Genomic DNA, 26,879 nt, shown 5'->3' with positions numbered 1-26,879 from the left:
TAAGAAGGCCGCTGCCAAAACGTATCTTTGGCAGCGGCCTTCTTTTGCTTAGGACAGGCAGCCGGTTAATTGGCGGCCTGTTTTTTAGCTGCGTTTTCTTTTTCCAGTTCTTTCTCCAGATTCTTCTGGGCGGTGGCAAGCATCAGCTTGATACGGTTTACCTGATTGACCTCGCTGGCACCCGGGTCATAGTCGATGGCGACGATGTTGGACTGCGGATACTTTCTCCGGAGTTCTTTGATAACGCCCTTGCCGACCACGTGGTTTGGCAGGCAGGCAAACGGCTGGGTGCAGACGATATTCGGCGCGCCGCCCTCGATCAGCTCGATCATCTCGCCGGTGAGGAACCAGCCTTCGCCGGTCTGATTACCCAGAGATACGATCGGGGAAGCGTATCTTGCCAGGTCTTTGATGTGCGGCGGCGGATCAAAACGGCTGCTCTTTTCAAGCTCTTTCCGCAGGAATCCCCGGTACAGTTCGATGGCCTGGATACCGATGTTGCACAGTTTCGCTGTCCAGGAAGATTTACCCAGATACTCGGATTTAAAGTTCGCGTTATATAAACTGTAGAACATGAAATCCAGCAGGTCCGGCATGACAGCTTCAGCACCCTCGGATTCCAGCAGATCCACCAGATGGTTGTTGGCATCCGGAAGGAACTTCACCAGGATCTCGCCCACGATGCCGACTCTCGGTTTCCGTTCATCGGTGATCGGCAGGGTGTCGAAATCGCGGATGATCTGTCTTACATTTCTCTTGAATTCGCCATAATGGGCTTTCTCCAGAGATTTGATACAACGTTTCTCCCATACCTCATGGAGATGGTTGGCGGAACCTTTCACCTTTTCATACGGACGTACCCGGTACAGCACGCGCATGAACAGGTCGCCGTAGATAACCGCCTGAAGCATGCGGATCAGGAGAGGAGGTGTGATCTTGAAACCTTCATTCTTCTCAATGCCCTGCACGCTGATACTGATGACCGGGATGTGACCGTAACCGTTTTTAGCCAGCGCTCTCCGGATAAATCCGATGTAGTTGGTGGCACGGCAGCCGCCTCCTGTCTGGGAGATGATCACGGCGGTCTTGTTCAGGTCGTATTTGCCGGAAGTCAGCGCCGTCATGATCTGTCCCACGACGATCAGAGAAGGGTAGCAGGCGTCGTTATTTACGTACTTAAGACCGGCGTCCACAGCTTTTTTGCCCATCTGCGGCAGCACATCCACATTGTATCCGCAGGTCCGGAAGACCGGCGCCAGCAGGTTAAAGTGGATCGGCGACATCTGCGGTACGAGAATGGTGTAATCCTTGCGCATCTCCTTGGTAAATTCTACTTTTTCAATGTTTGCCGGCACGATCTTCGGCTCGATGTGCCGTTTGTTCCGGATCCGCACAGCGGCGATCAGGGAACGGATACGGATCCGGGCGGCGCCCAGATTGTTGACCTCGTCAATCTTCAATACGGTGTAGATTCTTCCGGAGTTGGAGAGAATGTCGTTGACCGCATCGGTGGTGACGGCGTCCAGACCGCAGCCGAAGGAGTTCAGCTGAATGACTTCCAGCTGTTTGTTTTTCTTGGCGTAGTTGGCGGCCTCGTACAGACGGGAGTGGTACATCCACTGGTCCGATACGATGAGCGGCCGTTCCACATGACCCAGATGGCAGATGGAATCCTCGCTTAATACGGCGATGCCGTAAGAATTGATGAGTTCCGGAATGCCGTGGTTGATCTCCGGATCAATGTGATACGGACGTCCGCAGAGGACGATACCCATCTTTCCGGTTTCAGCCAGATAGGCGAGGGTCTCCTCTCCTTTCGTCTGGATGTCCTGGCGGACCTGTGCGGATTCTTTGTATGCGGCGTCCACCGCGTCAGAGATCTCTTCTTTGGTCACATCGTAATGCTGGCTCAGCTCTTCCATGAGACGAACCTTCAGGGCGTCCGCGTTATCCAGGGCCAGGAAAGGATTCAGGAAGAGGACATCCGGGTCCCGAAGTTCTTCCATGTTGTTTTTGATGTTTTCCGCGTAGGAAGTGACGATCGGGCAGTTATAATGGTTATTGGCGTCCGGCGTCTGGTTCTCCTCATAAGGGATGCAGGGATACCAGATGGTCTTGATCCCTTTCTGCAGAAGCCACATCACATGGCCGTGGGAAATCTTCGCCGGGTAACATTCGGATTCGCTTGGGATGGATTCGATGCCCAGCTCGTAAATCTTCCGGGAAGACTTCGGTGAGAGAATCACCCGGAATCCCAGGTGGGTGAAGAAGGTATGCCAGAACGGGTAGTTCTCGTAAATGTTCAGTACCCGCGGAATACCGATAACGCCCCGCGGCGCTTCTTCTTCTTTTAAGGATTTATATCCGAAAATCCGTTTGTATTTATAATCGTAAAGGTTCGGCACATGCTCGTGATTGCGTTCCAGTCCCAGACCGCGCTCGCAGCGGTTTCCGGAGATGAATTTGCGGCCGTTGCCAAACTCATTGATGGTCAGAAGACAATGGTTGTTACAGTGCGGACAGCGGCTCATGGTCGTATCGTAATTGAGCTTCAGAATCTCATCGATGGAGAGCATATTTGTCGGTCCTGTCTCTTCTTCCCGGTCTCTGGCGATCAAAGCGGCTCCGAACGCGCCCATGATGCCGGCGATATCCGGACGGATGGCATGACAGCCGGAGATCCGCTCGAAAGTACGGAGTACCGCGTCATTGTAAAAGGTACCGCCCTGCACGACAATTTTGTTGCCCAGCTGTTTCGGATCTGTCAGTTTGATAACTTTTAAGATCGCATTTTTGATGACGGAATAAGCAAGGCCGGCGGAAATATCGCCCACGCTGGCTCCCTCTTTCTGAGCCTGCTTTACCTTGGAATTCATGAACACAGTACAGCGGGAACCCAGATCGATCGGAGATTTGGCAAACAGCGCCACCTTGGCGAAGTCTTCCACGGAATAATCCAGAGACTTTGCAAAAGTCTCGATGAAAGAACCGCAGCCGGAGGAGCAGGCCTCGTTTAACATGACATTGTCCACCGCATTGTTCTTGATCTTGATACATTTCATATCCTGGCCGCCGATATCGAGGATACAATCCACATCCGGCTCAAAGAATGCGGCGGCATAATAATGGGCCATAGTTTCCACTTCGCCGTGATCCAGCTGGAAAGCCGCCTTGATGAGGGCCTCGCCGTAACCGGTGGAACAGGAGCCGGAAATCTTCGCTGTCTTAGGAAGAAGTTCTTTTAATTCCTTCATGGCGCGGATGGAGGTCTTTAAGGGACTTCCGTTGTTGTTGTCATAGAACCGCCACAGAAGGGAGCCGTCCTCGCCCACCAGAGCCAGTTTCGTGGTGGTGGAGCCGGCGTCAATGCCCAGATAGCATTTGCCCTTATAGGTGGACAGATCGCCTTTTTTGACATTGAAACGGTTGTGTTCTTTGATGAAGGCGTCGTACTCAGCCTCATCCTTGAACAGAGGCTCCAGACGTTCTACCTCGACAGCCAGGTGCATTTCTGATTCGAAATAACTCAAAAGCTCGTCAAAGTCCATAGAGCAGTACTGTTTGGCGTTCAGGGCCGCACCCACAGCCGCAAACAGATGGGAGTGCGGCGGGTCGATGATATGCTCATCATCCAGATGCAGTGTACGGATAAATGCCTTTTTCAGTTCCGGCATGAAATGCAGCGGTCCGCCCAGAAAGGCCACGTGTCCCTTGATAGGTTTGCCGCAGGCAAGACCGCTGATGGTCTGGTTCACAACCGCCTGGAAAATGGAGGCAGCCAGATTCTCTTTGGTGGCGCCTTCATTGATCAGAGGCTGGATATCTGTCTTGGCAAAAACGCCGCAGCGGGCGGCAATAGGATAAATCGTGTCATATCCTTTGGCGTATTCGTTCAGTCCGGAGGCGTCTGTCTGCAGAAGGCTGGCCATCTGGTCGATGAAAGAGCCGGTTCCTCCGGCACATACGCCGTTCATCCGCTGTTCGATGCCGTTGGTGAAATATATGATTTTGGCGTCCTCGCCGCCCAGCTCGATGGCGACGTCAGTTTTTGGCTCGTAATCCTGCAGTGCGTTGGACACGCAGACAACTTCCTGGCAGAAAGGAATATGTAAATATTCAGAAATTGCCATACCGCCGGAGCCGGTTACCGTTGGATGGACGGTGGCGTTGCCGACCTGTGCTCTGGCCTTGGTGAGAAGTTCCTGCAATGTCTCTTTTATATTCGCATAATGTCTCTGATAATCAGAAAAGAGAACTTTATGCCCGCTGTCGATGACAGCGACTTTTACAGTGGTAGAGCCAATATCAATTCCTAATGAATAGTCCATTAATCCTTGTCAACTCCTTTAAATCGAAATCTATGTCCTGCCGCGGCTTCTTATGCCGTTTTTCAGGGAAGTTCCCGGCCGGTCAACGGCGGGACTGCGGCAGATCAAACAAAATGTGTCTGAGTTTTGACTTTTATCGAAAGTCCCAACTATTATAAACGAAGTTTTTTTAAAATACAACACAATTCGAAAAAAATACGCTGTGACAAACATCAGCCCCGCATCATACTGTAATTGTAGAGAAAGATGGAGGGAACAGCCTTGAATAAAAAAATTTATCTGAGTATGTGTAATAAAACGAACTGCTCCGGTCCGGTGCATGTGGTGGAGCCGGGGGATACCCTGTATGGAATCGCGCAGAAACATCACACGAGGGTCCGGGTTCTTCTGGACTTGAATCCCTTTGTTGATATATATAATCTGCAGCCGGGAGATGAAATCTGTATTCCGGCGTCTCCGTCATCGGGACAGATGGGATTTCGCCCGTATGTGGTAAAACAGAAGGAAACTGTCAGCGATATCCTGAAAACCCTGTCCATGTCCTTTGAAGAACTGGCGAGGGTCAATAAGGTGCTTTCCAATCTCACCCTGCGTCCGGGAACCATTTTACTGGTTCCGGCCGATAAAATAAAGGCGTAAAATATGGCAGCGTTTTGCCGTGCCGTAAATAGGGATATACTTTCGGACTCCCCGAAAAGATCACACAGGAAAACCGTTCTAAAAAATACCAGGAAAAATTACTTGACAAGTAAAATTCCTGTGGTAGAATAACAGTAACGATTCTCATTATTGTTAAGCGGATCGTGAATGAAGTGGAAAGAAAACAGGGAGGAATACACTATGGTAAAATATCGTTGTACAGTATGTGGTTATATTTATGAAGGTGAGCTGCCGGAAGATTTTGTCTGTCCGTTATGTAAACAGCCAGCTTCTGTTTTTGAAAAGATTGAGGAGGAAGCTCCGGCAGAATCCAAGAATCCATATGCTGGAACTAAGACAGAGAAGAACCTGATGGAAGCATTTGCCGGTGAGAGCCAGGCAAGAAATAAATACACATATTTCGCCAACGTAGCAAGCCGCGAAGGATATGACCAGCTGGCAGAGATTTTCTTAAAAACAGCCCGCAACGAGCAGGAACATGCCCGTGTATGGTTTGAGGAGCTCGGCAATATCGGAACTACTGCAGAGAACTTAAAAGCAGCTGCAGAAGGTGAGAACTACGAGTGGACAGATATGTATGATCGTATGGCTAAAGAAGCAGACGAGGAAGGATTCCACGATCTGGCAGAACGTTTCCGTAAAGTAGGAGCCATCGAGAAAGCTCATGAGGAGCGTTATCTTGCTCTTCTTAACAATGTTGAGATGCAGAAGGTATTTGAGAAGGCAGAAGAGACCATGTGGGAATGCCGTATCTGCGGACACCTTGTAATCGGAAAGAAAGCTCCGGAAGTTTGCCCGGTATGTAAATATTCCCAGAGCTTCTTCGAAGTAAGAAAAGAGAATTACTAATCCCGGTACATTTTCAGAGAGAAATGTATCTTCGCGCCACCCATCGTCGGGGACGCGGAAGAGATGACAGTATATCACGTATATAATATAGAAGGAATCGGAACCATCGTTATGGAGGAACCGGTTCCTTCTTTTTTATATATAGAAGAAAATATCCGGAAAATTCCTTAAAAACTCCCAAAGTAAAGGAATTGAGAAAGACAGGAAAAAACTTTGGGTTGGGTTTGACAAAGGATAGCTTATTCTTTATAATGATACCAGCGGTTTCCATGATGTGAGGAGTTCAGACGGGCGCCTCCTGTTGTATTGCCGTAAAACAGACAAACGCTGAAAGAGGGAAATCTCATGATAAGAATATTTAAGACAGTGGAGGGGAAGGTCCAGAAAATTCCTGCGGCAGAGGAAGGAAGCTGGGTTGCGATGACGAATCCGACCCAGGAGGAACTGATCAGCATATCAGAACAGTTTCTGATCGATCTGGATGATCTAAAGGGACCTCTCGATGAAGAAGAGCGCTCGCGTATCGAAGTGGAAGAGAACTACACATTGATTATTCTCGATATTCCGACCACCGAGGAGAGACAGGGAAAAGAGTATTTCTATACGATTCCGTTCGGTATTTACATCACAGAGGAGAACATCATTACGGTCTGCCTGGTGGACACGCCGATTCTGGCTGTGTTTATGGACGGACGGATGCGGAATTTCAAGACGCAGAAGAGAACCCGGTTTCTGTATCAGATGCTGTACCGCAATGCGGCCATGTTTCTGCAGTTTTTGCGTATCATCGATAAGAAGAGCGATGAGGTGGAGAAACGTCTTCACATTTCCCAGAGAAATCAGGAGATTATCGAGATGCTGGAACTGGAGAAGAGCCTGATTTATCTTTCTACTTCCCTGCGGGGCAATGAGATGGTGCTGGAGAAGCTGATGCGCAATACCTCCATCCCACGATATGAGGATGATGAGGAGCTTCTGGAAGACGTTATCATTGAGAACAAGCAGGCCATTGAGATGGCGAAGATTTACAGCGACATCATGACGGGAATGATGGATGCCTTTGCTTCTGTGATTTCCAACAATCTGAACATTGTCATGAAGTTTTTATCCGTCATTACCATCGTGCTGACCATACCGACCATTATCACCAGTGCCTTCGGCATGAATGTGGGAGGGATTCCGTTTTCCTCTCATCCAATGGGATTCTGGATCATCTGTGGGCTGTCACTGGTATTGACCCTGGTTGCAGGTATTATTATTGGAAGAACAAAGAGCTTCCGTTAGTGTACTGGCACATGGCTTTGCGGACATGTGCCAGTACACTTATTATCTATTAAGAATAAAATCATAACAGCAGAGCATAATAGAGGAGGAATTACTATTGAACTGGTTATATCGGCTGGAACAAAAATTTGGAAAATACGCCATAACCAATTTGCCGTTGTATATTGTCATGCTTTATGCAGTGGGAGCGGTTCTTGATGTGTTGTCTCAGGGCACCATATATTATACGTATCTGAGCCTGAACCCATATCTGATCCTGCACGGGCAGATCTGGAGGATCGTCACTTTTCTGGCGGCGGCGCCGAACACAAATATTATTTTTCTTGTGTTTGTGCTGTTGTTCTATTACTCCATCGGCCAGTCGCTGGTGCAGGTCTGGGGAGCTTTCAAGTTTAATATGTACGTTTTGATCGGTGTGCTGGGAACCATTGCGTCAGCGTTTCTTGTTTACGCGGTCACCCGCAGCCCGCTGATCTTTATGGACACGTATTATGTGAACCTGTCCATGTTTCTCGCCTACGCGGCGATTTTCCCGGAGATGCGGGTGTATCTTTACGGAATTCTTCCGCTTAAGGTCAAATGGCTGGCGATTCTCGACGTCGTTTTACTGGCGTTTTCCTTCATCCAGGGAGGAATCGGCACACGGATCGCCATTGTAGTCAGCCTTCTGAACTTCCTTCTGTTCTATTTCTCCACGAGAAATTACCGGAGAGTTTCTCCAAAGGAAGTACACCGGAAGATCAAATATAAGAGACAGGTGAACAAAAACGCCGGTGGCGCCAGACATCAGTGTGCGGTCTGCCACCGGACAGAGCTTGACGACCCGAATCTGGAGTTCCGTTACTGCTCGAAGTGCAACGGTAATTATGAATACTGTAACGAGCACCTGTTCACACACACCCATGTGAAATAGCTGGTGGTTTCCGTCTTTTTGTTCCGCCTTTTTTGGAAAGGAGCATGTTATGAAGAAGACGAAGATCATCTGCACGCTGGGGCCGGCAACGGATGTGGAGCCGGTATTGATGACAATGATTCAGTCTGGAATGGATATTGCCAGGCTGAATTTTTCTCATGGGACAAAAGAAGATCATCACAGAAGGATTGCCATGGTAAGGCAGGCGGGAGAGAAGCTGGGCGTTCCGGTGGGGATCCTTCTGGATACCAAAGGCCCGGAGATCAGAACCGGCAAGATGGAGAATGGTTCCGTCACTTTGGCGGAGAACTCTCTGGTGCGGGTTACCACCGATGAGAGAGTGGGGACGGCAGAGTGTTTTTCTGTCAGTTATCGTCCGCTGCCCGGAGAAGTCCGGGAGGGAACACTGCTTCTTATTGATGATGGTATTCTCCGTCTGCAGGTGGTGGAGATCGGAGCGGAGGATCTTTTGTGCCGGGTGTTAAACGGTGGAGAACTGAAATCCAACAAAGGAGTCAATGTACCCGGGGTGAAGGTAAATCTGCCGGCCATCACAGAGAGAGACGAGGAAGATATCCGTTTTGGTCTTGAGGAAGGCATTGATTTCATTGCGGCTTCCTTTGTCAGAAGCCGGGAGGCCATCGAGCGCATCCGTGCCATCTGTGACAGTGCCGGGAAAAATATCTTCATCATCGCAAAGATCGAGAATGAAGAGGGCATCGAGAATATCGATGAGATCATAGACGCCGCCGATGGGATCATGATCGCCCGGGGCGACCTGGGAGTGGAGATCCCGGCGGAGGAGGTTCCGTACCTCCAGAAGAAGATTATTGAGAAATGTAACTTTAAGATGAAGCCGGTGATCACAGCCACGCAGATGCTGGATTCCATGATGCGTAATCCCCGTCCGACCCGGGCGGAGGCGGCCGATGTGGCCAACGCCATCTATGACGGCACCGATGCGGTGATGCTCTCCGGCGAGTCTGCAGCGGGAAAGTTCCCGGTGGAGTCGGTGAATATGATGGCGAAGATTGCCGAGGAGACGGAACAGCATCTCCAGGGGCCTTTGCTGGAGCAGCAGAGGGACATCAAGTCCCGGGTGACCATATCAAGCACCATCGCCCACATGTCTGTGCAGGCGGCCGAGGAGCTGGACGCTTCCTGTATTATCGCGGCGACCATGACCGGGACAACAGCCAGATATCTTTCCAAGTTCCGTCCGCCCTGTGTGATCGCCGGCGTGACGCCCAATGACTGGGTGCTGCGACGGATGGAGTTATACTGGGGCGTGTATCCGGTGAAGATTCGGGAAATCACCACCACCGATGATCTGATTCTCTCCGCCGTGGAGAAAACCGGCCGGAAGTCTTTTGTCGGGGACGGCGATGTGTGCATTATGACCGCCGGCATTGCCGCGAAGGAGAGTAATCCTTACACCACCAACATGATACGGGTCTTCCGCATGGGAGAATCCTGACACAAAAGGAGTCTGACAGGAAAGAAAGTTTAAATAAAAGAGAGGTCTGGCATCCGGGCGGATCCCGGGCCGGGATATTGCAGCACAGAAAGCGTTTCCCACGAAGAGGAGCGATGACAGAAAGAATAAAAGGGGAGGATATCCGTGACGATCTCGGAAAATATTATAATCGGTGAGAACATCGCCTGGCGGGCCGATGACATTCTCAAGTCCATCCGCAAGAAAGAACCCTGCGGATATCCGGTGTGGTATGCCGTCACCACGGCAATGGAAAATGATAATCTGATGTATATTTTAAGCGGACTGGAAATGAGACATGCCGCCTATCTGGAAAGTGATCTGAAGATTCTGGGGCTGGCAGGTTCCAGAGAAGAGGCAGGAAAGATTGTTTTAAATCTTGTGCAGGAAGGGTATAATAAAGGTGATATTTTAAATATGAAACAGTATCTGGAAACGATATAAAAGCATGGGAGGAAGAATTTGTTATATGTATTGCTTGTTCTGCTGAAGATCATAGGAATTCTTCTGGCTTTGGCGGTTGGTCTGATCGTTCTCGTTCTGGCGGCGCCAATCCGGTATTCCTTCCGGTTTCGTATGGATGAGGACACACCTCCCGGAGGGCAGATCAAAGTAACATGGCTTTTCTGTATCTTTTACCTGAAAGCCAGTTACATAGATAAAATGTTCGATTACCGGGTGAGGATCTTCGGACATCAGATTTTTGGCAATCAGGAAGAATTTCTGGAGAGAAAGCGGAAAAAGAAAGAACGAAAACAAAAAAAGAAGAAGCGACAAAAAGAAAAACAAAAGCAGAAAGAAAAGAATCAGCCGGAAACGGGTTCAGAAACGGAAAACCGCCCGGAAAGCAAAGCAGAACCGGCAGGAGAGGTTTTGGTACAGGAGACAAAAGAAACAGATGTTGTGACGAAAAAGCCTGATGAGAAAAAGACGGACATGGAGCATAAAGACGCCGGAAAGAAGCGGAAGGCCTCTGTGAAACCGAAGAAAAAGCGCCGGGAAGGCCGGATTGCTTTTCTCAGGAAAAAAATAGAGACTCTGAAGGCCGCATGGAAAGAATATAACGGAAAACAATTGCTGGATTTCGCAAAGACCACTATAATAAAGATACTGAAGCATGTCCTGCCGCGAAAGCTGCGGGGATATATCCGTTTTGGTTTTGATGATCCGGCAGTGACGGGCATGGTCACAGGAGTGGCAGCACTTTTTTATCCGAAGTATCAGAAGAGTTTTTCGCTGGAACCGAATTTTCAGAGACAGTGTTTTGCGGCGGACTGCCGCGGAAGGGGAAGGATTCATCCCGGATTTTTCCTATATATAGGGATCACCGCACTGATGAACCGGGATGTGCGGAACCTTATTAAGAAGATGCTTTAACCATACAATCATACAGGATAACAGAACAAGGAGGAAATTATGGCAAACAACAATTTTGAGCAGACAGTGCATTCATTATTTCAGGGGCTTGATCATGTGATTTCCACGAAAACTGTGGTCGGTGAGCCGCAGGTGATCGGAGATACCATCATTCTGCCTCTGGTCGATGTGTCCTTCGGCATGGGAGCGGGCGCATTCAGCAAAGAGCATTCCAATAACGGCGCCGGCGGTATCGGCGGCAAGATGTCTCCCAGCGCCATTCTCGTGATACAGAATGGACAGACCAAACTTGTCAATGTGCGTAATCAGGATGCCATCACAAAAGTGCTTGATATGGTTCCGGAAGCGGTAAACAAGGTTTCCTCCCTGATCAAAGGCGACGGAAAAGAGGAAGATCCGATCGTCAAGGAAGCAGTGGATGAAAAAGCAAAGGGCGATTCTGTGAGAGAAGATATCTGAACAAAGGATCAAAACTGTAAAAATATTGAAGAAGCGATCTTTTCAATGAGACATTGAGAGGATGAGGGTTGCTGTAAAAGAACTATTTTGTACGAAAGAAATATTCCGCGGATGTAAAAGCGGGCAGGTTCTGTCTGGTACAAAAGCGGGTGCTTTGCGGCAGCCTTTTTATTTGTAAAGAAGTTACTTCCAATTCTTGTCACTCTGCATTTTATGCTTGACTTCCGGTCTGGTGTTGTGATACTCTAATGATGGTTAGTATATACTAACTTTGTGAAAGAATCATGGTTACTCCTTCTGTCTCACAGGGAGCACAAAGAGGGGGCAGAAGGAACCCATGGGAAAGGATTTAGGGAGAATTATGGCATATTTAGAGATTGAAAAAGTAATCGGAAGAGAAATCATTGATTCCAGAGGCAATCCGACCGTGGAAGCGGAAGTATGGCTGGCGGACGGAACCATCGGCAGAGGAGCGGCACCGAGCGGCGCATCCACCGGTGAATTTGAAGCGTTGGAACTTCGTGATGGAGATAAAGAACGATTTGGAGGAAAGGGAGTATCCAGAGCGGTGGAGAATATCAATACGACAATCGCGCAGGCCCTTGTGGGCATGGATGCTTCTGATATCTATGCGGTGGACGGCGCCATGAAAAAGGCCGACGGGACAAAAGATAAGTCCGGTCTGGGAGCCAATGCGATCCTGGCGGTATCCATCGCGGCGGCAAGAGCGGCGGCAGAAGCGTTACATATTCCTTTATATCGTTTTCTGGGAGGGGTGAATGCCAACCGGCTGCCTGTGCCGATGATGAATATCTTAAACGGCGGCGCCCATGCGGCCAATACCGTGGACGTACAGGAGTTTATGATCATGCCGGTGGGAGCGCCGTCTTTCCGGGAAGGACTCCGCTGGTGTACAGAAGTGTTCCATGCGCTGGCGGCAATCTTAAAGGGCAGGGGACTTGCCACGTCGGTCGGTGATGAAGGCGGATTCGCTCCGGATCTTGCCAGCGACGAGGAGGCTATCGAGACCATTCTGGAAGCCGTAAGACAGGCTGGCTATATGCCGGGAGAAGATTTCGTTCTTGCCATGGATGCAGCGTCCAGCGAATGGAAGGGAAGCGTGAAGGGAGAATACATTCTTCCGAAAAGCGGCAAGAAGTTTACCTCCGCGGAGCTGATCGATCACTGGAAGGCGCTGGTGGAGAAATATCCGATTTATTCCATCGAAGACGGGCTGGATGAAGAAGACTGGGAAGGCTGGCAGCAGCTGACAAAAGAGCTGGGCGGCCGTGTACAGCTGGTGGGAGACGACCTGTTCGTGACCAATACAGAACGGCTCTCCAAAGGAATCTCCATGGGCTGCGGAAATTCCATCCTGATCAAATTAAATCAGATCGGTTCTGTTTCCGAGACTCTGGAAGCTATCAAGATGGCCCACAATGCCGGTTATACCGCGGTGACTTCTCATCGTTCCGGGGAGACGGAAGATACTACCATCGCAGATCTGGCAGTGGCGCTCAATACCTGCCAGATTAAGACGGGTGCTCCGAGCAGAAGCGAGAGAGTGGCAAAATACAATCAGCTTCTGCGCATAGAGGAAGAGCTGGGAGCTTCCGCCGTCTATCCGGGCAAAGGAGCCTTCCATATTCACAGATAACAGATTCAGAAAGCATGAAAAAGTCTGGTGTGTGAAGCCGGAGAAAAGAGCAGGAGAAATTTTTTAAAATTTCTCTTGCTTTTTGAGCCCGTTTCTGATAGTATAGACTCGTTGTAAGTCTGTCAGGCTTAAGTATATACGCAAGGAGGTGCTATCATGGCTAGATGCGCTATTTGTGACAAAGGTGCTCATTTCGGTATCAAAGTGAGTCATTCTCATAGAAGATCTAACAAAATGTGGAAATCCAACATCAAGTCTGTAAAAGTGAAAGTAAACGGAGCTGCAAAGAAGATGTACGTTTGTACTTCCTGTTTAAGATCCGGCAAAGTAGAACGTGCTTAGTTTCTCCTTTACCGTTATATGAAGAATGCTTGACATATTGCATATTGCAAGTATACGGATGTGAGATTATGAGGCTGCTGCAAAGCATGCTGTCTGTACAGAATATCGTGTATTTTTACAGGAATATACGATATTCCGTACAGTAAGTGGCTTTTGCGGCGGCCTCTTTTTTCATTTCACAGGAAACTGCATTCCTATGAAATAAAGAACGTTCTGCGAGGATCGCACTGCGGCGGACAGGAAGATGTCGCTAGAAATGATCGTGAAACAGCAGATATCCGATGACGGCGCCGGAGAGAAGAAGAATGAATTTTATGGCAAAACCGGAAAGAAAACAGCTTAAAAATAATCCCAGGGAGAAACAGAGCAGACCGAATCCACATACTTTTTTCATGGCATCTCCCCACATGGTTTTCTTCTATACAGAATATGCAGAGCTGCCGCCGGATGTGCTGTCATATCCGTATTTTTTTCATGTTTTTCATGAGAACAGAATGTATTTTACAGTTTCTTTTTTTTGAGAAAGAGGGTATACTATATCCAAAGATGCGCCTTCGCGCAAAAAAATGGAGGTATTTTCTATGAAAGGTCAGATGCAGACAGATTTAGGTCAGGTTGTAATAGATGAAGAAGTTATCGCAAAGTATGCCGGTATGAACGCACTGGAATGTTTTGGCATCGTGGGTATGGCCTCCGTCAACATGAAGGATGGTCTGGTAAGGCTTCTGAAAAGAGATAATCTCACCAAGGGCGTCAAGGTGAAGCTGCAGGATAACAAGATTTCTATTGATTTTCATATCATTGTGGTCTACGGTGTTTCCATCGCGACGGTGACGGAGAATCTGATTCAGAGTGTGAAATACAGAGTAGAGAAGTTCACGGATATGACTGTGGAGAAGATCAATATATATGTGGAGGGCGTCCGCATTGTCGACTGAGAATAGAGAGACGGACGAATCTATATTTGACTATCGATGTGTTTAAGGAGGAGCTGTTGTGGGTACACAGACCATAGATGCAAAAGCATTTCAGAAATTATTTTTAGCCGGTGCAAACCGCATTAACGAGCAGAAGGAATATATTAATGAGTTAAATGTGTTTCCGGTTCCGGACGGGGATACGGGCACCAATATGTCTCTGACGATTCTGTCAGCAGCCAGAGAGGTGGAGAAGCTGTCACAGCCGACCATATCCACCCTCTGCAAAGCGATCAGCGGAGGTTCTCTGCGGGGTGCCAGAGGTAACTCCGGCGTGATTCTTTCTCAGTTGTTCCGCGGATTTACCAAATCGGTTTCCAAGGCGGACAGCCTCGGAAAAGAAGAGATTGCCGCCGGTTTTAACCGGGCTGTGGAGACGGCCTACAAGGCGGTTATGAAGCCGAAAGAAGGAACCATCCTGACGGTGGCGAGAGGTATGGCGGAGAAGGCGTCTGAGCTGTCAGAGACGGATTTGGAGTTGATTCCTTATTGTGAGGAAATTATTTCCTACGGGTATGAAGTGCTGGCCAGGACGCCGGAAATGCTTCCGGTCCTGAAAGAAGCCGGCGTAGTGGATTCCGGTGGTCAGGGACTGATGGAAGTTCTGCAGGGAGTTCTCGATGCGCTGACCGGAAAGGTGACAGATGTCGTGATTCCGGAGGGCCGCGCGGTTTCTGAACCGTCAGCGCCGGCCAAAGGCGGAGAGTACGTGCCGCCGGCGGATATTAAGTTTGGTTACTGTACAGAGTTTATCATCATGCTGAACCAGCCGCTTTCTGCGGAAGAAGAAAAAGAACTGAAAGAATATTTTCTGAGCATTGGAGATTCCCTGGTGCTGGTGGCTGATGATGATATCTGCAAGGTACACGTGCACACCAATCATCCGGGACAGGCCTTTGAGAAAGCGCTCACCTATGGCCCTCTTTCTAATATGAAGGTGGACAACATGCGTCTGGAGCATGAGGAAAAACTCATAAAGGATGCGGAGAAGGTAGCCGCCCGTCAGAGAGAAGAGGAGGCTCTGGCCGCACAGCAGACCAAGGAACCACCGAAGAAGATAGGATTCATCGCCGTTTCCATCGGAGACGGACTCAGCGAGATTTTTAAAGATCTCGGCGTGGATTATCTGATCGAGGGCGGACAGACCATGAATCCGAGCACGGAAGACATGCTGGAAGCCATTGAGCAGGTTAATGCGGAGAATATCTTTATTCTTCCAAATAATAAAAATATCATCCTGGCGGCAGAGCAGGCAGCGAAGCTGACCGGAGATAAAAATATCATCGTTCTGCCGACAAAGACGATTCCGCAGGGCATTTCCGCCATGGTGGGATACATGCCGGAGATGGATGTGGAAGAGAACAAAGAAGGTATGACGGAATGTTATCAGAATATTCTGAGCGGACAGGTGACCTATGCAGTCCGTGATACGTCCATTAACGGAAAGACGATCCGGAACGGAGATATCATGGGAATTGATGATGACGGCATCCAGGCTGTGGGTACGGATGTGGCACAGACGACCCTGGATCTTCTGTCTCATATGGTGGATGGGGATTCGGAACTGATTTCTCTGTACTATGGCGACAGCGTCACACAGGAGCAGGCGGCGGAGCTTGCGGCGAAGGTGGAAGAGATGTTCCCGGATGTGGAGATTGAGACAAACTTTGGCGGACAGCCGATTTATTATTACATGGTATCTGTGGAATAAATAAACGGATACGAACTGCGGGGAAAGCTTGGACATAGGCCGGCTTTCCCTTTTACTTTGTGAGGAGAATACAATGGGAGTTTCAGTACGAGACATAAAAGGAATCGGAGAAAAGACAGAAAAACTTCTGAAACGGCTTCATATTGAGACGGTGGAGGATCTGGTGCATCATTATCCGAGATGTTATATGGCCTACCCGGAGCCGGTTTCTGTCAGTGAGGTAAAAACCGGAGTGAGGTGTTCTATTTTTTGCGAGATCGCTTCGCCGGTCCATCTGAAGTCGGCGGGAAGGCTGAAGATCTGTACCTGCCTGGCCGCCGATGAAAGCGGACAGATTTTTCTGCGGTGGTTTAATATGCCGTATCTGCACAGAACTCTGAAACAGGGACAGAGATATGTTTTTACAGGAACGCCGGTTTATAAAAACGGCCGGGTGATGCTGGAACATCCGGAGTACTGTTCCAGGGAAAAATACCGGGAGATGATGGAGACGTTCCAGCCGGTATATCCCCTGACCGCAGGATTGTCCAATAAGACTCTGCGAAAAGCGCAGACTGCCGCTTTTGATATGTACCGGGCGGAAGAATTTCTTCCGGAAAATGTCCGGAAGTATTACGGACTGGCGGAAGAAGATACCGCTCTCAGGGAGATTCATTTTCCATCGGGGACGAAACCGCTGACGGAAGCCCGGCGACGGATCATTTTTGACGAGTTCTTCCGGTTTTTCAGCGCCCTGGAGCTTTTGCAGGAAAAGGAACATAAGACCTTGAATCATTATGTCATCACCATGGGAGAGGAGGTCCGGAATTTCGTGGATTCGCTGCCGTATGCGCTGACCGGAGCGCAGAAGGAGACTCTGGAGGATATCCGCAAAGATATGGCGGGAACCAGTGCCATGAACCGTCTGGTCCAGGGAGACGTGGGTTCAGGAAAGACCATTGTGGCTATGACGGCTCTCTACGCTGTGGTAAAAAACGGATACCAGGGGGCACTCATGGCGCCGACGGAGGTGCTGGCGCTGCAGCATTATGAGTCCTTCCGGAACATGCTTGCGCCAAGGGGTGTACGGATCGGACTTCTGACCGGCTCTCAGAAAGCGTCGGAGAAAAAAGCCGTCAAGAGACTTTGTGAGAGCGGCGAGGTTGATATTGTCATCGGAACTCACGCTATCATCCAGGAAGATGTGGTTTTTAAGAATCTGGCGCTGGCGGTGACAGACGAACAGCACCGGTTTGGTGTCAAACAGAGAGATGCTCTGATGCACAAGGGGATGGAACCCCATGTGCTGGTCATGAGCGCGACGCCGATTCCCAGAACCCTCGCCATGATCTTGTACCGGGATCTGGATATCAGCGTGATGAATGAACTGCCGGCGTCAAGGCTGCCCATCAAGAACTGCGTGGTGAAACAGACTGCCCGTCCGGCGGCGTGGAATTTTATTCAAAAACAGGTGGCATTGGGCAGGCAGGCTTATGTCATCTGTCCGATGATCGAGGAAAGCGAGACCCTGGACGTGGAAAATGTCACTTCCTATGCGGGAATGCTCGCCCAGGCGCTGCCGCCGTCCATCCGTGTGGAGGCGCTCAACGGAAAAATGAGTCCGGCTGAAAAAAATGAGATCATGGAGCAGTTTGCCAGCGGAAAGATACAGGTTCTCGTTTCCACCACTGTGGTGGAAGTGGGAATAGACGTGCCCAACGCCACTGTGATGCTCATAGAAAATGCGGAGCGGTTCGGTCTTTCTCAGCTTCATCAGCTGCGGGGACGTGTGGGCCGTGGCAAAGAACAGTCTTACTGCATTTTTATATCCGGTTCAGAGCAGCAGGAAGCCCTGGAACGTCTCTCGGTGGTGGGAAAATCCAATGATGGTTTTTACATTGCCAACGAGGATCTGAAGCTGCGGGGGCCGGGAGAATTTTTCGGTACCCGGCAGAGCGGCACCATGAATTTTGCTCTGGGAGATATTTATGAGAACGCGGATATTTTGAAAACCGCTGCGGAAGCCGTCGACTTTTTGAAAGCGGAGGGGTATAATTTTAGAAAACTGCATCAGTACTCTTTGGATGAAGCGTTAAATTACGCAAGAAATTTATAAATATATCCGGAGACAGCAGAGAGAAGCAGCGGCGTCTGCCGGTATGTACGGCAGTCTGCCGGAAGAGAAAATACAAGAGGAGACAGCAGATATGAAGAGAAATGCACTTTTGAATTATAACAGGCTGCCTATGGAGAAGGCATATAATGTGAGAGAGCTGGGCGGTTACGCCGCGAGAAAAGGCTCTGTCACAAAGTATCATCAGTTTCTGAGGACGGATAATCTGACCGATATCACAGAAGAAGATAAGAATTTTCTTCTGAATTACGGGCTGCGGGCGGTCATTGACCTGAGGGGAAGAGAAGAAACGCTCATTTATCCGAATCCTTTCCGGGAACATCCGGAGGTGACCTACATTAATCTTCCGTTTATCACGGACACCGTTCTTGACATGCGCGCGGTGAAGGAAGAGGGATTTAAACCGGAAGTGTTTTATATCAATCTGGTGGAATACAAAGATATGGTGGTCCAGCTGTTTCGTTTTATCCTGGCCCATGAGGAAGGCTGTGTGTTGTTTCACTGTCAGGCGGGAAAGGACCGCACAGGCATTCTGGCCATGCTGCTTCTTGGTATCTGCGGCGTGTCAAAGGAAGACATCATTGCCAATTATCAGGTATCCCATACATATTTGAAAGATCATGTGGAGCTGCGGATTCATGACGGCCTCGAAGAGCTGGAATACTCAAAGCCGGAATGGATTGAGGCGGCTTATGATCATGTGATCACAGAGTATGGCAGTTTCAGGAATTATCTTCTGGAAGCGGGGCTCAGGAAAAAGGAGATCCGGAAGATCCGGAGAAAGCTTGTTCTTTAGAAAAGACGCGGTTTAGCGCCTGTTTTCCTTGACAAAAGAGAAGGATATTATAAAATAAAGGTAATGATTAAACAATTGGCACAATTATAAAAACAGAAAAAACCGATAGGAAGTAGGAACCGATGAGAGTAATAGCCGGCACGGCAAGACATTTGAAATTAAAAACGATAGAAGGAATGAATACCAGGCCGACGACGGACCGCATCAAGGAGACGCTGTTTAACATGCTGTCCTATGATGTGGAGGGCAGCCGTTTCCTGGATCTGTTCAGCGGAAGCGGAGCCATCGGCATTGAAGCGCTGAGCCGGGGGGCTGAGGAAGCCGTTTTTGTGGAGAATAACCGCAGGGCTGCCGCCTGTATCCGGGAGAATCTGGCACATACCCATCTGGCGGAACGGGCTGTTTTGATGGAAGAAAATGTTATGTACGCACTGAAGCGCCTTGACAGAGAAGGCCGGGCATTTTCGTTCATTTTTATGGACCCTCCTTATGGGAAGCTTCTCGAGAAAGAAGTGCTGCTTTTCCTTGAGAAGTCGTCTCTGTGTGACGCTGAGACGAGAATTATTGTGGAAGCGGATCTGGAGACAGATTTTTCTTATCTGGACAAGACGGAATTTCACATGATCAAACAGAAAAAATACAAGACGAATCAGCACATTTTCATCGGAAAATAGTTCTGTATATCATCATAAGAGAAAGGTAAGAAAAATATGGCAACAGCAGTTTATCCGGGAAGTTTTGACCCGATCACTTACGGACATCTTGATATCATCCGCCGGGCAGCAGAAGTGTTTGACAAGGTGATCGTCGGAGTGCTCAAGAATCAGACAAAGACGCCGCTCTTTAATTTTGAGGAGAGAGTGGATATGATCCGGGAAGTGGTGAAGGATTATCCCAATGTGGAAGTCGTGTCTTTCCACGGATTATTGATTGAATTTACGAAGCAGGTGCATGCCGACGTGATTGTCCGCGGAATCCGGGCAGTCTCCGATTTTGAGTATGAGCTGATGATGGCGCAGACCAATAAGCAGCTGCATCCTGACGTGGAGACGATGTTTTTTGCCACCAGCGCAAAGTATTCTTTTTTAAGCTCCAGCACCGTCAGAGAGCTGGCAATGTTTGACGGAGATATCACGCCATTTGTTCCGGACTACGTGCGACAAAAGGTATATGAGAAGATAGATGAACACAGACAAACAGAGATCAGCGGTGATCCGGCTTCCGGATGCCAGGAAGGCAGCGGCGCAGACTGATTGTACCGGGAAGGGATTCAGGAGGAATGAAAGATGAATGTAGACCAGTTAATTGAAGAAATCGAAGTGTATATTGATACCTGTAAGACAACTGGCGTTTTAAGCGGAGGCAGCATGATCAAGGTAAACAGGGAAGAACTGCTTGCCATGATGGATGAACTGCGGACACAGCTTCCAAGAGAGCTGGCGGAGAGCCGGCAGATCATTGAGACGAGGGAATCCATCATTGCCGATGCCAAAGCCAAGGCGGAGAGAATCGTACAGGATGCCGCCAAGGAGGCTGGCGTCATGATTGATGACAACGAGATCGTGGCTCTCGCCAACATGCGGGCAGAAGAACTTGTCAAAAATGCGCAGAACGAGGCTGATGATATTATCGGCCGCGCCAGAGAGACCTCCCGGACCCTGCAGACCGGCGCCCTTCAATATACGCAGAATATGTTAAGCGGACTGGAATATATGTACAACAGCATCATTGACCAGGAGAAACAGTATTTTGATTCGGTGATCACCAAGTTAAGAGATGAGCACAGGCAGATTCAGGAAGACAAACACGAGATAGATCTCCAGCTGGGCAACGGAGCGAGAAGTGCCCGGAGCAAGGAGGATTTTGAAAAGAAAGAAAACAGCGGAGGTCAGACCGAGTAGGTCCGCCCTGCCGGACAGCCTGCCAAAACCGGCGGTGGCTGTTGTGTTGTGGAGAAGCGGTGTCCCGGGATCCCGCGGCACAGTTTTCAGCAGACAATCTGCCAGAGCAGGAGAACGAGTACGGCGCTCATCAGCGCGCAGATGCTCTTGATCCTGAGGTAACGCCCCATGGAAAAAGAACAGCCGAAGGTGGCGCTGTAGACCTGTGCTGTGGTGCACAGCCCGCCCACAGACACCACAGCAGCCATCAAAGCGCCTCGGACAGCGCCGGAGAAGGCGGACATCCGGGACAGCCATGCGATGCCGGTGGTGATTTCCAGATTAGAAAGAAGAACTTCTGTCACAGTGCCCCGCAGCAGAGGCTCGTGAAGAGTGATTCCGAAGAGGATGGAAAAGAGCATCATATAGATGCCGATGGTAAATATGATTTCAAGCGAAGACAGCCAGACATCCCGCAGCGTGGATTTCTGCATTGTTTTCGCTTTTTTTATTGTCATTTTCCCGGCTTCCGTTTTTCTTTTTCCGCTTTCTGTTTTGGAAATAAAGAATTGTTTGTTCGCTGTGACTTCATCGTTATTCCGGGCAGATGCCAGCTTTCTGTCAAAAGAAGGTCTGATTTTGGCAGAAAATGATCTCAGAGCTGTATGCTTTCTGTGGGCAAATAAAAATTTTCCAAAATATAAAAACAGCGGCAGATACAGGCTGAGGGCAAAGAGCCACCAGTATAAGGTTTTGTATCCGGTGAGAGGCCGGACATAGCCCATGAGAAACATAGGGCTTACAAAAGAGCAGAGGGGAAGCAGTTCTTCGGCTTCCCGCTTTGCGAGAAAGCCGTCTTCATAGAAGTGCCGGACAAAAATAGCCCCGATGGGAAACCCGGAGGACAGCCCGAGGAGAAGAACAGTAAGGCAGAGAGCCGCCCGGCTGTGTCCGGGAAGCATTCGTCTTGCAGTGTGAAAAAACAGCTGGGGTACATCATAATATATCCACAGTTTGGACAGGATAATAAACGGCAGCAAAACCGGCAGGACGGAAAATGCCCAGGAAGACAGGCCGGATTTCGCATAATCAAGGACAAGAGAAGAATGGGTCAGAAGAAAAAAGAAAGATATGATACATGCAATCTGGCAGATTTTAAGAAGAAAAGATGTTTTCATGGCGTCTTCCTGTGGCAGCTTTGTGTATGTATATGCAGCCGGAGCAGGGAATATGAGAAGATTACCTTGACGGGAACACTTTAATGCGGTAAACTGATACCGGTATATAAAGTTTTAATGATTTTATATCTGATTACATCAATAGATGAAATTAATAAACTTTCCTGTTTATATTTATAAAAGGAATAAAAAAGAAAAGGAGAAACCTATGAGCAGAGAGATTCCATACAAGATTTATCTGGAAGAAAACGAGATGCCGAAACAGTGGTATAATGTCCGTGCGGACATGAAAAAGAAACCGGCTCCCCTGTTAAATCCAGCGACCGGCAAACCGATGACGGCTGAAGAGCTGGAACCTGTATTCTGTGAAGAGCTGATACAGCAGGAATTGGATGATACCACACCATATATCGACATTCCGCAGGAGATTCAGGATTTTTATAAAATGTATCGTCCGGCTCCGCTTGTTAGGGCATACTGTCTGGAAAAGAAACTGGATACACCGGCTAAGATTTATTATAAATTTGAAGGAAACAATACAAGCGGAAGTCACAAACTTAATTCCGCCATTGCCCAGGCTTACTACGCAAAGAAACAGGGATTAAAAGGAGTGACAACGGAGACTGGCGCCGGACAGTGGGGAACAGCTCTTTCCATGGCGTGCGCTTATCTTGATCTGGACTGCAAGGTTTATATGGTAAAAGTATCTTATGAACAGAAACCATTCCGCAGAGAGGTTATGCGTACTTATGGAGCCAGCGTGACTCCGTCTCCGTCCACCACGACAGAGGTTGGTAAGAGGATACTGGAAGCCCATCCGGGGACAACCGGAAGCCTTGGCTGTGCTATCTCCGAGGCTGTTGAGGTGGCAACCACCAACGAGGGATATCGTTATGTGCTGGGCAGCGTACTGAATCAGGTGCTTCTGCATCAGTCTATCATCGGTCTTGAAACCAAGACAGCCATGGATAAATATGGCATCAAGCCGGATATGATCATCGGCTGCGCCGGCGGCGGTTCCAACCTGGGCGGTCTGATTTCTCCGTTCATGGGCGAACAGCTCCGCGGAGAAGCTGAGTATCAGTTTATCGCAGTGGAACCGGCTTCCTGTCCGAGCTTCACACGGGGAAAATACCTGTATGACTTCTGCGATACCGGTATGATCTGCCCGCTGGCCAAAATGTACACACTGGGAAGCGGATTTATCCCATCTGCCAACCATGCCGGAGGACTTCGTTTCCACGGCATGAGCTCCACTCTGTCCGAGCTTTACGACCAGGGTCTCATGGAAGCCCGCGCTGTAGAACAGACAGAAGTTTTCGCGGCGGCAGAACAGTTTGCCCGCATCGAGGGAATCCTCCCGGCACCAGAGAGCAGCCATGCCATCAAGGTTGCCATTGATGAGGCGCTGAAGTGTAAGGAAACTGGCGAAGAGAAAACCATTCTCTTTGGCCTGACCGGAACCGGATATTTCGATATGGTGGCCTACCAGAGATTCAACGATGGCGAGATGAGTGACTACATTCCGACAGACGAAGAACTGGCGGCAGGATTCGCGGGTATCCCGAAGATTCCGGGAATTCAGTAGAAATATTTTCGGGAATATCGGAAATATTAATTAACGTTTATTCTTTGAAAAATAAATAAGCCTTTTTTGGAAACTCAATCTCCGGGTTTGTGACAAAGCTGTGACAAATCCGGAGAAATTTTATAATAGGATTTTTTTCAGGAGGGAGGCAATCATGTTTGATTTAATGGAAATAATATTTCCTGTGATGTTCATACTGATTATTGCGATGATTATATTTACTTTTGCAAAAGGGATTCAGACCTGGCATGACAATAATAACTCTCCGCGTTTAACCGTACCGGCAAAGATTGTCGCAAAACGCCAGAATACCACGCATCACAATCACCCGAATGCAGGCGATGTATCAGGTGCGCATGGATATCATACAACGGTTCATACTACATACTATGTTACTTTTCAGGTGGAAAGTGGCGACAGGATAGAGATGTCTGTGCCTGGTTCAGAGTATGGAATGTTTGCTGAAGGAGACGAGGGCGAACTGTCATTCCAGGGTACCAGATATCTGTCATTTTACAAGAAAGTTTGAGGAAAGCATAAAGTGATAAAAAGGTTCGATAAAATTGAGGGCAGATACATAGAAAAAATATATGGACAGGACAGATTTGGATATTCCCAATCTGATAATGAGGATTTATATGATTTGATCATGTGGGCAGAGCAGGGAGGATACCGGGGCTCTGAATTGTTGTTCTATGATTTTCATACCGGAAATGTATATAAACCTTTTGATAAGAAAAGAAATACTGTCTATGGTGCGCCTGTATATGTGGAGAAATTTCTATATTTTTTACAGGGTGATTACGACAGTAAAAAAGTGACTTTGTACAGGTATATGCCAGAGAAAATTCTGGAAAAGGTTGTCCAGTTAAATATGGAAGACGTAAATTTATATAATTTAATAATTATTGGAAATCCTCTGTACATTATCAGTCAGGAAGCAGAGGATGGTTTTCGGTGTTACTATCCGGATAAAATTTCATTCCCGCTAAAAGAACAGCAGTCCGTTATTTTAATAGAGGACGGAAAAGTTTATATAGAAGAATGGGTAGAAGAAGGATGGGATGTTGCAGCTGGTCGTGCAACGGATCAGTATAAATATTACAATCGAATTATCATAAAAGATTTTGCAGGCAATACGATTTCGGAAGAACTTGGATGCTTAAATCAGTCGGCTGATGGAGATTGGTGGATTTCATAATTTATAACCTATGGAAAATATATATGAGAACATACAGGAGGGATAATGCTATGATACATGATTTGATGTATATAGAACTTAAAACAGGTTATTCCGATGATGGACCGGCATGGATCGGATATGTAAAAACTTCAAAAAGCAAAAAAACCATTTATTTTAATGATCACGCCTTTCAAAGATCAATCGGAAGCTGTTCCAATTATGTAGATATTGAAAACGGAGATGAATACTGGATCTCTGGTTTGAAAAAAACAGAGAGTAACCGTCATTGGGACGGACATGGCAAAATTGCCATAGACCGCCGGGCTGTCAGTGAATATCTTGCATTCATAGGCGAAAAAGAATTGCCAGCGAATGTATTTGAGATAGTGGATATAGAAGACAGATTTCCGATAGAGCGGGTGAAACAGTTATTAAATGAGAAAAAATGATATGCTCTATGTATTTTAAAAATGATTTGATTATTTTACATGATGAAGCGATGAATAAATTCTTTTAGTATTTTATCTATTAAAAAACAATATTAATATTGAAGAATTGGCAGCGGCATGGTAGAATATAGCCACGGGGAAACCACAGAGCCGGGCGGCTTACCCTCTTTTTTCGGAGGGGCGTACCCTCCAGACGAAAGAAAGGAGGGCGATGCCAATGTATGTTACATATGCTGATCTGATTCAGCTTCTAATATTCATTGTCTCCCTTGTTGGTCTTGTTTACGAGATTCTCAAGGATAAACGAAAATAGCCGCCAACTACTGGGAATAGCTGACGGCTGACGCTACAAAGCGTTAAATTTAGTTGCTATTGAGGGTAGGCCGCTTCTGTGGCTTCCCTTTTTCTATCCTCAATATAGCATAGAAGCGAGAAAAGTGCAAGAAATATGTTGAGATTTTGAATCGATATTAAGGAGAAGAGTTGTTTATCAATTTGATTAATAATTTTTGTCCACATTCAACTTCGGTAACGTTAGATACCTACACCCATTTGACAGAGGAGCAAAAGAAAAAGCGAGAGGAAGCGATCCAAAATATAAGAATATCCTGAGTTTCTGTGACAATCTTGGGACAAATTCCAGAACAAAGACAACATAAGACAGCACAAGACGAATCCTATATAAATAGGAAGAGCTTGATTTTATGCCAGGATAGCACAGGACGGCACAAAATAAAAACATTTGAATCAAGAAAAATTACTTGACAAAGAAAAACCACCTGTGTATAATACCAAGAGTATGAGTACGAAAGGTTGCTGATATTATGACAATTAATATATCGGAAATCTTGGCCAATCCATCTGTGGTCAGAGAGTTCAGAGTGGAGCCGTCTTTTGAGGCTCTGGAGCTGAAGCAGGGCAGTTATCCGGTCAGCCGGAAGGAGCCCTTTGTCCTGACAGTGTCCAAAGAGGCGGACAAGCTTCATGTCACTGGAGAGACAGAGATTCATCTTCTGATACCCTGTGACCGGTGTCTGGATGAGGTGGATACAGCCTTTCCTATTCGGATTGACTACCGCTGGAATCCTGATAAGGAAGCAGATGGCGCGGAAGACGTAGATGAAATCACTTTCATGGACGGATGTATACTGGATGTAGACAAGCTTATCTCTGATGAGATTGTGGTTGCACTCCCTACAAAGGTCCTGTGTAAAGAAGATTGCAAAGGATTGTGCAGTGTCTGTGGTATGAATCTCAACCATGGCACATGTGATTGTGACCGGCATGTGGCCGATCCCCGCATGGCAGCGATCCAGGATATCTTTCGAAGCTTTAATCAGTAAGTAAAAAGGTATAGGTTCCTGCGTCTGTAACGATTTTGTACAAGAGGAGGTGTGACCATGTCAATTTGTCCAAAGAATAAATCTTCCAAAGGAAGAAGAGACCGCCGTAGAGCAAACTGGAAAATGTCTGCGCCTACATTGGTAAAATGCAGCAAATGTGGAGCATTAACAATGCCACACAGAGTATGTAAAGCATGCGGCAGCTATAACAAAAAAGAGATTATTTCTGCTAACTAATTATAAGAAGGCAGCTTAAAACCAGGGCTTTTGCAAAGAGGCTCTGGTTTTTTTTGCAGG

At 47.9% G+C, this 26,879-nt stretch carries 26 protein-coding genes; 23 read left to right on the top strand and 3 right to left on the bottom strand.

All coding sequences use genetic code 11. The features are described 5' to 3' along the window. Nucleotides 1-65: 65 nt before the first annotated feature. Nucleotides 66-4,328 carry a 2-hydroxyacyl-CoA dehydratase gene (locus tag B5E53_RS05255; protein WP_087312990.1) on the bottom strand — a complete coding sequence of 1,421 codons (4,263 nt, stop codon included), beginning with the start codon at nucleotides 4,326-4,328 and terminating at the stop codon, nucleotides 66-68. A gap of 285 nt (nucleotides 4,329-4,613) precedes the next feature. On the opposite strand from B5E53_RS05255, the gene B5E53_RS05250 reads away from it, so the two are divergent. From B5E53_RS05250 to rpmB, 10 genes are all read left to right on the top strand, one after another. Further along, on the top strand, nucleotides 4,614-4,967 hold the full coding sequence (locus B5E53_RS05250; RefSeq protein ID WP_162611796.1) for a LysM domain-containing protein: 354 nt from the start codon (nucleotides 4,614-4,616) through the stop codon (nucleotides 4,965-4,967). Nucleotides 4,968-5,168: 201 nt separating this feature from the next. Next, a complete protein-coding gene (gene rbr, locus B5E53_RS05245; RefSeq protein ID WP_087312988.1) occupies nucleotides 5,169-5,837 on the top strand; it encodes a rubrerythrin in 669 nt (222 codons plus the stop codon). Between the two features lie 345 nt (nucleotides 5,838-6,182). After that, a complete protein-coding gene (locus B5E53_RS05240) occupies nucleotides 6,183-7,121 on the top strand; it encodes a magnesium transporter CorA family protein (protein ID WP_087312987.1) in 939 nt (312 codons plus the stop codon). A 97-nt stretch (nucleotides 7,122-7,218) separates the two neighbouring features. Continuing rightward, nucleotides 7,219-8,034: a hypothetical protein gene (locus B5E53_RS05235; RefSeq protein ID WP_087312986.1), complete on the top strand. Its 816-nt coding sequence runs from the start codon at nucleotides 7,219-7,221 to the stop codon at nucleotides 8,032-8,034. Between the two features lie 49 nt (nucleotides 8,035-8,083). Beyond that, nucleotides 8,084-9,511 (top strand): pyruvate kinase, encoded by a 1,428-nt coding sequence (pyk, locus tag B5E53_RS05230; RefSeq protein ID WP_087312985.1) that lies wholly within the window; start codon nucleotides 8,084-8,086, stop codon nucleotides 9,509-9,511. A 144-nt stretch (nucleotides 9,512-9,655) separates the two neighbouring features. After that, entirely contained in the window at nucleotides 9,656-9,973 is a 318-nt protein-coding gene (locus tag B5E53_RS05225; protein WP_087312984.1) for a hypothetical protein, read from the top strand. Nucleotides 9,974-9,991: 18 nt separating this feature from the next. Next, the gene (locus B5E53_RS05220) at nucleotides 9,992-10,906 is read left to right on the top strand and encodes a DUF2953 domain-containing protein (RefSeq protein WP_087312983.1); all 915 of its coding nucleotides are present in this window, start codon (nucleotides 9,992-9,994) and stop codon (nucleotides 10,904-10,906) included. Between the two features lie 39 nt (nucleotides 10,907-10,945). After that, a complete protein-coding gene (locus B5E53_RS05215) occupies nucleotides 10,946-11,365 on the top strand; it encodes a GerW family sporulation protein (protein WP_087312982.1) in 420 nt (139 codons plus the stop codon). 361 nt (nucleotides 11,366-11,726) lie between these two features. Further along, on the top strand, nucleotides 11,727-13,022 hold the full coding sequence (gene eno, locus B5E53_RS05210; RefSeq protein WP_087313046.1) for a phosphopyruvate hydratase: 1,296 nt from the start codon (nucleotides 11,727-11,729) through the stop codon (nucleotides 13,020-13,022). A gap of 156 nt (nucleotides 13,023-13,178) precedes the next feature. Beyond that, nucleotides 13,179-13,364 (top strand): 50S ribosomal protein L28, encoded by a 186-nt coding sequence (gene rpmB / locus B5E53_RS05205; protein ID WP_087276298.1) that lies wholly within the window; start codon nucleotides 13,179-13,181, stop codon nucleotides 13,362-13,364. A 250-nt stretch (nucleotides 13,365-13,614) separates the two neighbouring features. On the opposite strand, the gene B5E53_RS19100 is transcribed toward rpmB, so the two are convergent. Next, nucleotides 13,615-13,758 (bottom strand): hypothetical protein, encoded by a 144-nt coding sequence (locus B5E53_RS19100; RefSeq protein WP_162611795.1) that lies wholly within the window; start codon nucleotides 13,756-13,758, stop codon nucleotides 13,615-13,617. 187 nt (nucleotides 13,759-13,945) lie between these two features. On the opposite strand from B5E53_RS19100, the gene B5E53_RS05195 reads away from it, so the two are divergent. From B5E53_RS05195 to B5E53_RS05165, 7 genes are all read left to right on the top strand, one after another. Then, entirely contained in the window at nucleotides 13,946-14,302 is a 357-nt protein-coding gene (locus B5E53_RS05195) for an Asp23/Gls24 family envelope stress response protein (protein WP_087312980.1), read from the top strand. Between the two features lie 58 nt (nucleotides 14,303-14,360). After that, the gene (locus B5E53_RS05190) at nucleotides 14,361-16,052 is read left to right on the top strand and encodes a DAK2 domain-containing protein (protein WP_087312979.1); all 1,692 of its coding nucleotides are present in this window, start codon (nucleotides 14,361-14,363) and stop codon (nucleotides 16,050-16,052) included. 73 nt (nucleotides 16,053-16,125) lie between these two features. Next, nucleotides 16,126-18,147 (top strand): ATP-dependent DNA helicase RecG, encoded by a 2,022-nt coding sequence (recG, locus tag B5E53_RS05185; protein WP_087312978.1) that lies wholly within the window; start codon nucleotides 16,126-16,128, stop codon nucleotides 18,145-18,147. Between the two features lie 91 nt (nucleotides 18,148-18,238). Beyond that, complete coding sequence (locus tag B5E53_RS05180) at nucleotides 18,239-18,961, top strand: tyrosine-protein phosphatase (RefSeq protein ID WP_162611794.1); 723 nt, start codon at nucleotides 18,239-18,241, stop codon at nucleotides 18,959-18,961. A 122-nt stretch (nucleotides 18,962-19,083) separates the two neighbouring features. Then, nucleotides 19,084-19,635, top strand: a complete 552-nt coding sequence (gene rsmD, locus B5E53_RS05175) for a 16S rRNA (guanine(966)-N(2))-methyltransferase RsmD (protein WP_087312976.1) — start codon at nucleotides 19,084-19,086, stop codon at nucleotides 19,633-19,635. Nucleotides 19,636-19,671: 36 nt separating this feature from the next. Then, complete coding sequence (gene coaD, locus B5E53_RS05170) at nucleotides 19,672-20,214, top strand: pantetheine-phosphate adenylyltransferase (protein ID WP_087312975.1); 543 nt, start codon at nucleotides 19,672-19,674, stop codon at nucleotides 20,212-20,214. A gap of 33 nt (nucleotides 20,215-20,247) precedes the next feature. Next, nucleotides 20,248-20,862: a hypothetical protein gene (locus B5E53_RS05165; protein WP_087312974.1), complete on the top strand. Its 615-nt coding sequence runs from the start codon at nucleotides 20,248-20,250 to the stop codon at nucleotides 20,860-20,862. An 86-nt stretch (nucleotides 20,863-20,948) separates the two neighbouring features. On the opposite strand, the gene B5E53_RS05160 is transcribed toward B5E53_RS05165, so the two are convergent. Next, the gene (locus B5E53_RS05160) at nucleotides 20,949-22,019 is read right to left on the bottom strand and encodes a hypothetical protein (protein ID WP_087312973.1); all 1,071 of its coding nucleotides are present in this window, start codon (nucleotides 22,017-22,019) and stop codon (nucleotides 20,949-20,951) included. Between the two features lie 208 nt (nucleotides 22,020-22,227). On the opposite strand from B5E53_RS05160, the gene B5E53_RS05155 reads away from it, so the two are divergent. The 6 genes from B5E53_RS05155 (at nucleotide 22,228) to rpmF (ending at nucleotide 26,819) form a co-directional block, all read left to right on the top strand. Beyond that, complete coding sequence (locus tag B5E53_RS05155) at nucleotides 22,228-23,607, top strand: TrpB-like pyridoxal phosphate-dependent enzyme (protein ID WP_087312972.1); 1,380 nt, start codon at nucleotides 22,228-22,230, stop codon at nucleotides 23,605-23,607. Between the two features lie 154 nt (nucleotides 23,608-23,761). Beyond that, nucleotides 23,762-24,136: a DUF2500 domain-containing protein gene (locus B5E53_RS05150; protein WP_087276265.1), complete on the top strand. Its 375-nt coding sequence runs from the start codon at nucleotides 23,762-23,764 to the stop codon at nucleotides 24,134-24,136. Between the two features lie 120 nt (nucleotides 24,137-24,256). Then, the gene (locus B5E53_RS05145; RefSeq protein WP_242963519.1) at nucleotides 24,257-24,808 is read left to right on the top strand and encodes a hypothetical protein; all 552 of its coding nucleotides are present in this window, start codon (nucleotides 24,257-24,259) and stop codon (nucleotides 24,806-24,808) included. Nucleotides 24,809-24,858: 50 nt separating this feature from the next. Continuing rightward, a complete protein-coding gene (locus tag B5E53_RS05140) occupies nucleotides 24,859-25,239 on the top strand; it encodes a mannose-1-phosphate guanylyltransferase (RefSeq protein ID WP_087276260.1) in 381 nt (126 codons plus the stop codon). Between the two features lie 824 nt (nucleotides 25,240-26,063). Next, on the top strand, nucleotides 26,064-26,582 hold the full coding sequence (locus B5E53_RS05135) for a DUF177 domain-containing protein (protein WP_087312970.1): 519 nt from the start codon (nucleotides 26,064-26,066) through the stop codon (nucleotides 26,580-26,582). Between the two features lie 57 nt (nucleotides 26,583-26,639). After that, nucleotides 26,640-26,819, top strand: coding sequence for a 50S ribosomal protein L32 (rpmF, locus tag B5E53_RS05130; protein ID WP_087276255.1), 180 nt, complete (start codon nucleotides 26,640-26,642; stop codon nucleotides 26,817-26,819). Nucleotides 26,820-26,879 lie beyond the last annotated feature (60 nt).

It is taken from the genome of Eubacterium sp. An11 (assembly GCF_002161065.1).
Classification (GTDB): domain Bacteria; phylum Bacillota; class Clostridia; order Lachnospirales; family Lachnospiraceae; genus Anaerobutyricum; species Anaerobutyricum faecale.
The sequence above is the reverse complement of the archived record's forward strand: the minus strand, read 5'-3'. Positions and strand labels throughout refer to the sequence as shown.

Excerpts from the sequence above, each read along its gene's own strand:
- rpmF (WP_087276255.1), top strand. The coding sequence starts at position 26,640 with ATGTCAATTTGTCCAAAGAATAAATCTTCCAAAGGAAGAAGAGACCGC.
- B5E53_RS05215 (WP_087312982.1), top strand. The coding sequence starts at position 10,946 with ATGGCAAACAACAATTTTGAGCAGACAGTGCATTCATTATTTCAGGGG.
- B5E53_RS05240 (WP_087312987.1), top strand. The coding sequence starts at position 6,183 with ATGATAAGAATATTTAAGACAGTGGAGGGGAAGGTCCAGAAAATTCCT.
- B5E53_RS19100 (WP_162611795.1), bottom strand. The coding sequence starts at position 13,758 with ATGAAAAAAGTATGTGGATTCGGTCTGCTCTGTTTCTCCCTGGGATTA.
- eno (WP_087313046.1), top strand. The coding sequence starts at position 11,727 with ATGGCATATTTAGAGATTGAAAAAGTAATCGGAAGAGAAATCATTGAT.
- rbr (WP_087312988.1), top strand. The coding sequence starts at position 5,169 with ATGGTAAAATATCGTTGTACAGTATGTGGTTATATTTATGAAGGTGAG.
- rpmB (WP_087276298.1), top strand. The coding sequence starts at position 13,179 with ATGGCTAGATGCGCTATTTGTGACAAAGGTGCTCATTTCGGTATCAAA.
- B5E53_RS05160 (WP_087312973.1), bottom strand. The coding sequence starts at position 22,019 with ATGAAAACATCTTTTCTTCTTAAAATCTGCCAGATTGCATGTATCATA.
- B5E53_RS05135 (WP_087312970.1), top strand. The coding sequence starts at position 26,064 with ATGACAATTAATATATCGGAAATCTTGGCCAATCCATCTGTGGTCAGA.
- B5E53_RS05255 (WP_087312990.1), bottom strand. The coding sequence starts at position 4,328 with ATGGACTATTCATTAGGAATTGATATTGGCTCTACCACTGTAAAAGTC.
- B5E53_RS05155 (WP_087312972.1), top strand. The coding sequence starts at position 22,228 with ATGAGCAGAGAGATTCCATACAAGATTTATCTGGAAGAAAACGAGATG.
- pyk (WP_087312985.1), top strand. The coding sequence starts at position 8,084 with ATGAAGAAGACGAAGATCATCTGCACGCTGGGGCCGGCAACGGATGTG.
- B5E53_RS05145 (WP_242963519.1), top strand. The coding sequence starts at position 24,257 with ATGTGGGCAGAGCAGGGAGGATACCGGGGCTCTGAATTGTTGTTCTAT.
- B5E53_RS05195 (WP_087312980.1), top strand. The coding sequence starts at position 13,946 with ATGAAAGGTCAGATGCAGACAGATTTAGGTCAGGTTGTAATAGATGAA.
- B5E53_RS05250 (WP_162611796.1), top strand. The coding sequence starts at position 4,614 with ATGTGTAATAAAACGAACTGCTCCGGTCCGGTGCATGTGGTGGAGCCG.
- recG (WP_087312978.1), top strand. The coding sequence starts at position 16,126 with ATGGGAGTTTCAGTACGAGACATAAAAGGAATCGGAGAAAAGACAGAA.
- B5E53_RS05180 (WP_162611794.1), top strand. The coding sequence starts at position 18,239 with ATGAAGAGAAATGCACTTTTGAATTATAACAGGCTGCCTATGGAGAAG.
- B5E53_RS05150 (WP_087276265.1), top strand. The coding sequence starts at position 23,762 with ATGTTTGATTTAATGGAAATAATATTTCCTGTGATGTTCATACTGATT.
- rsmD (WP_087312976.1), top strand. The coding sequence starts at position 19,084 with ATGAGAGTAATAGCCGGCACGGCAAGACATTTGAAATTAAAAACGATA.
- B5E53_RS05140 (WP_087276260.1), top strand. The coding sequence starts at position 24,859 with ATGATACATGATTTGATGTATATAGAACTTAAAACAGGTTATTCCGAT.
- coaD (WP_087312975.1), top strand. The coding sequence starts at position 19,672 with ATGGCAACAGCAGTTTATCCGGGAAGTTTTGACCCGATCACTTACGGA.
- B5E53_RS05165 (WP_087312974.1), top strand. The coding sequence starts at position 20,248 with ATGAATGTAGACCAGTTAATTGAAGAAATCGAAGTGTATATTGATACC.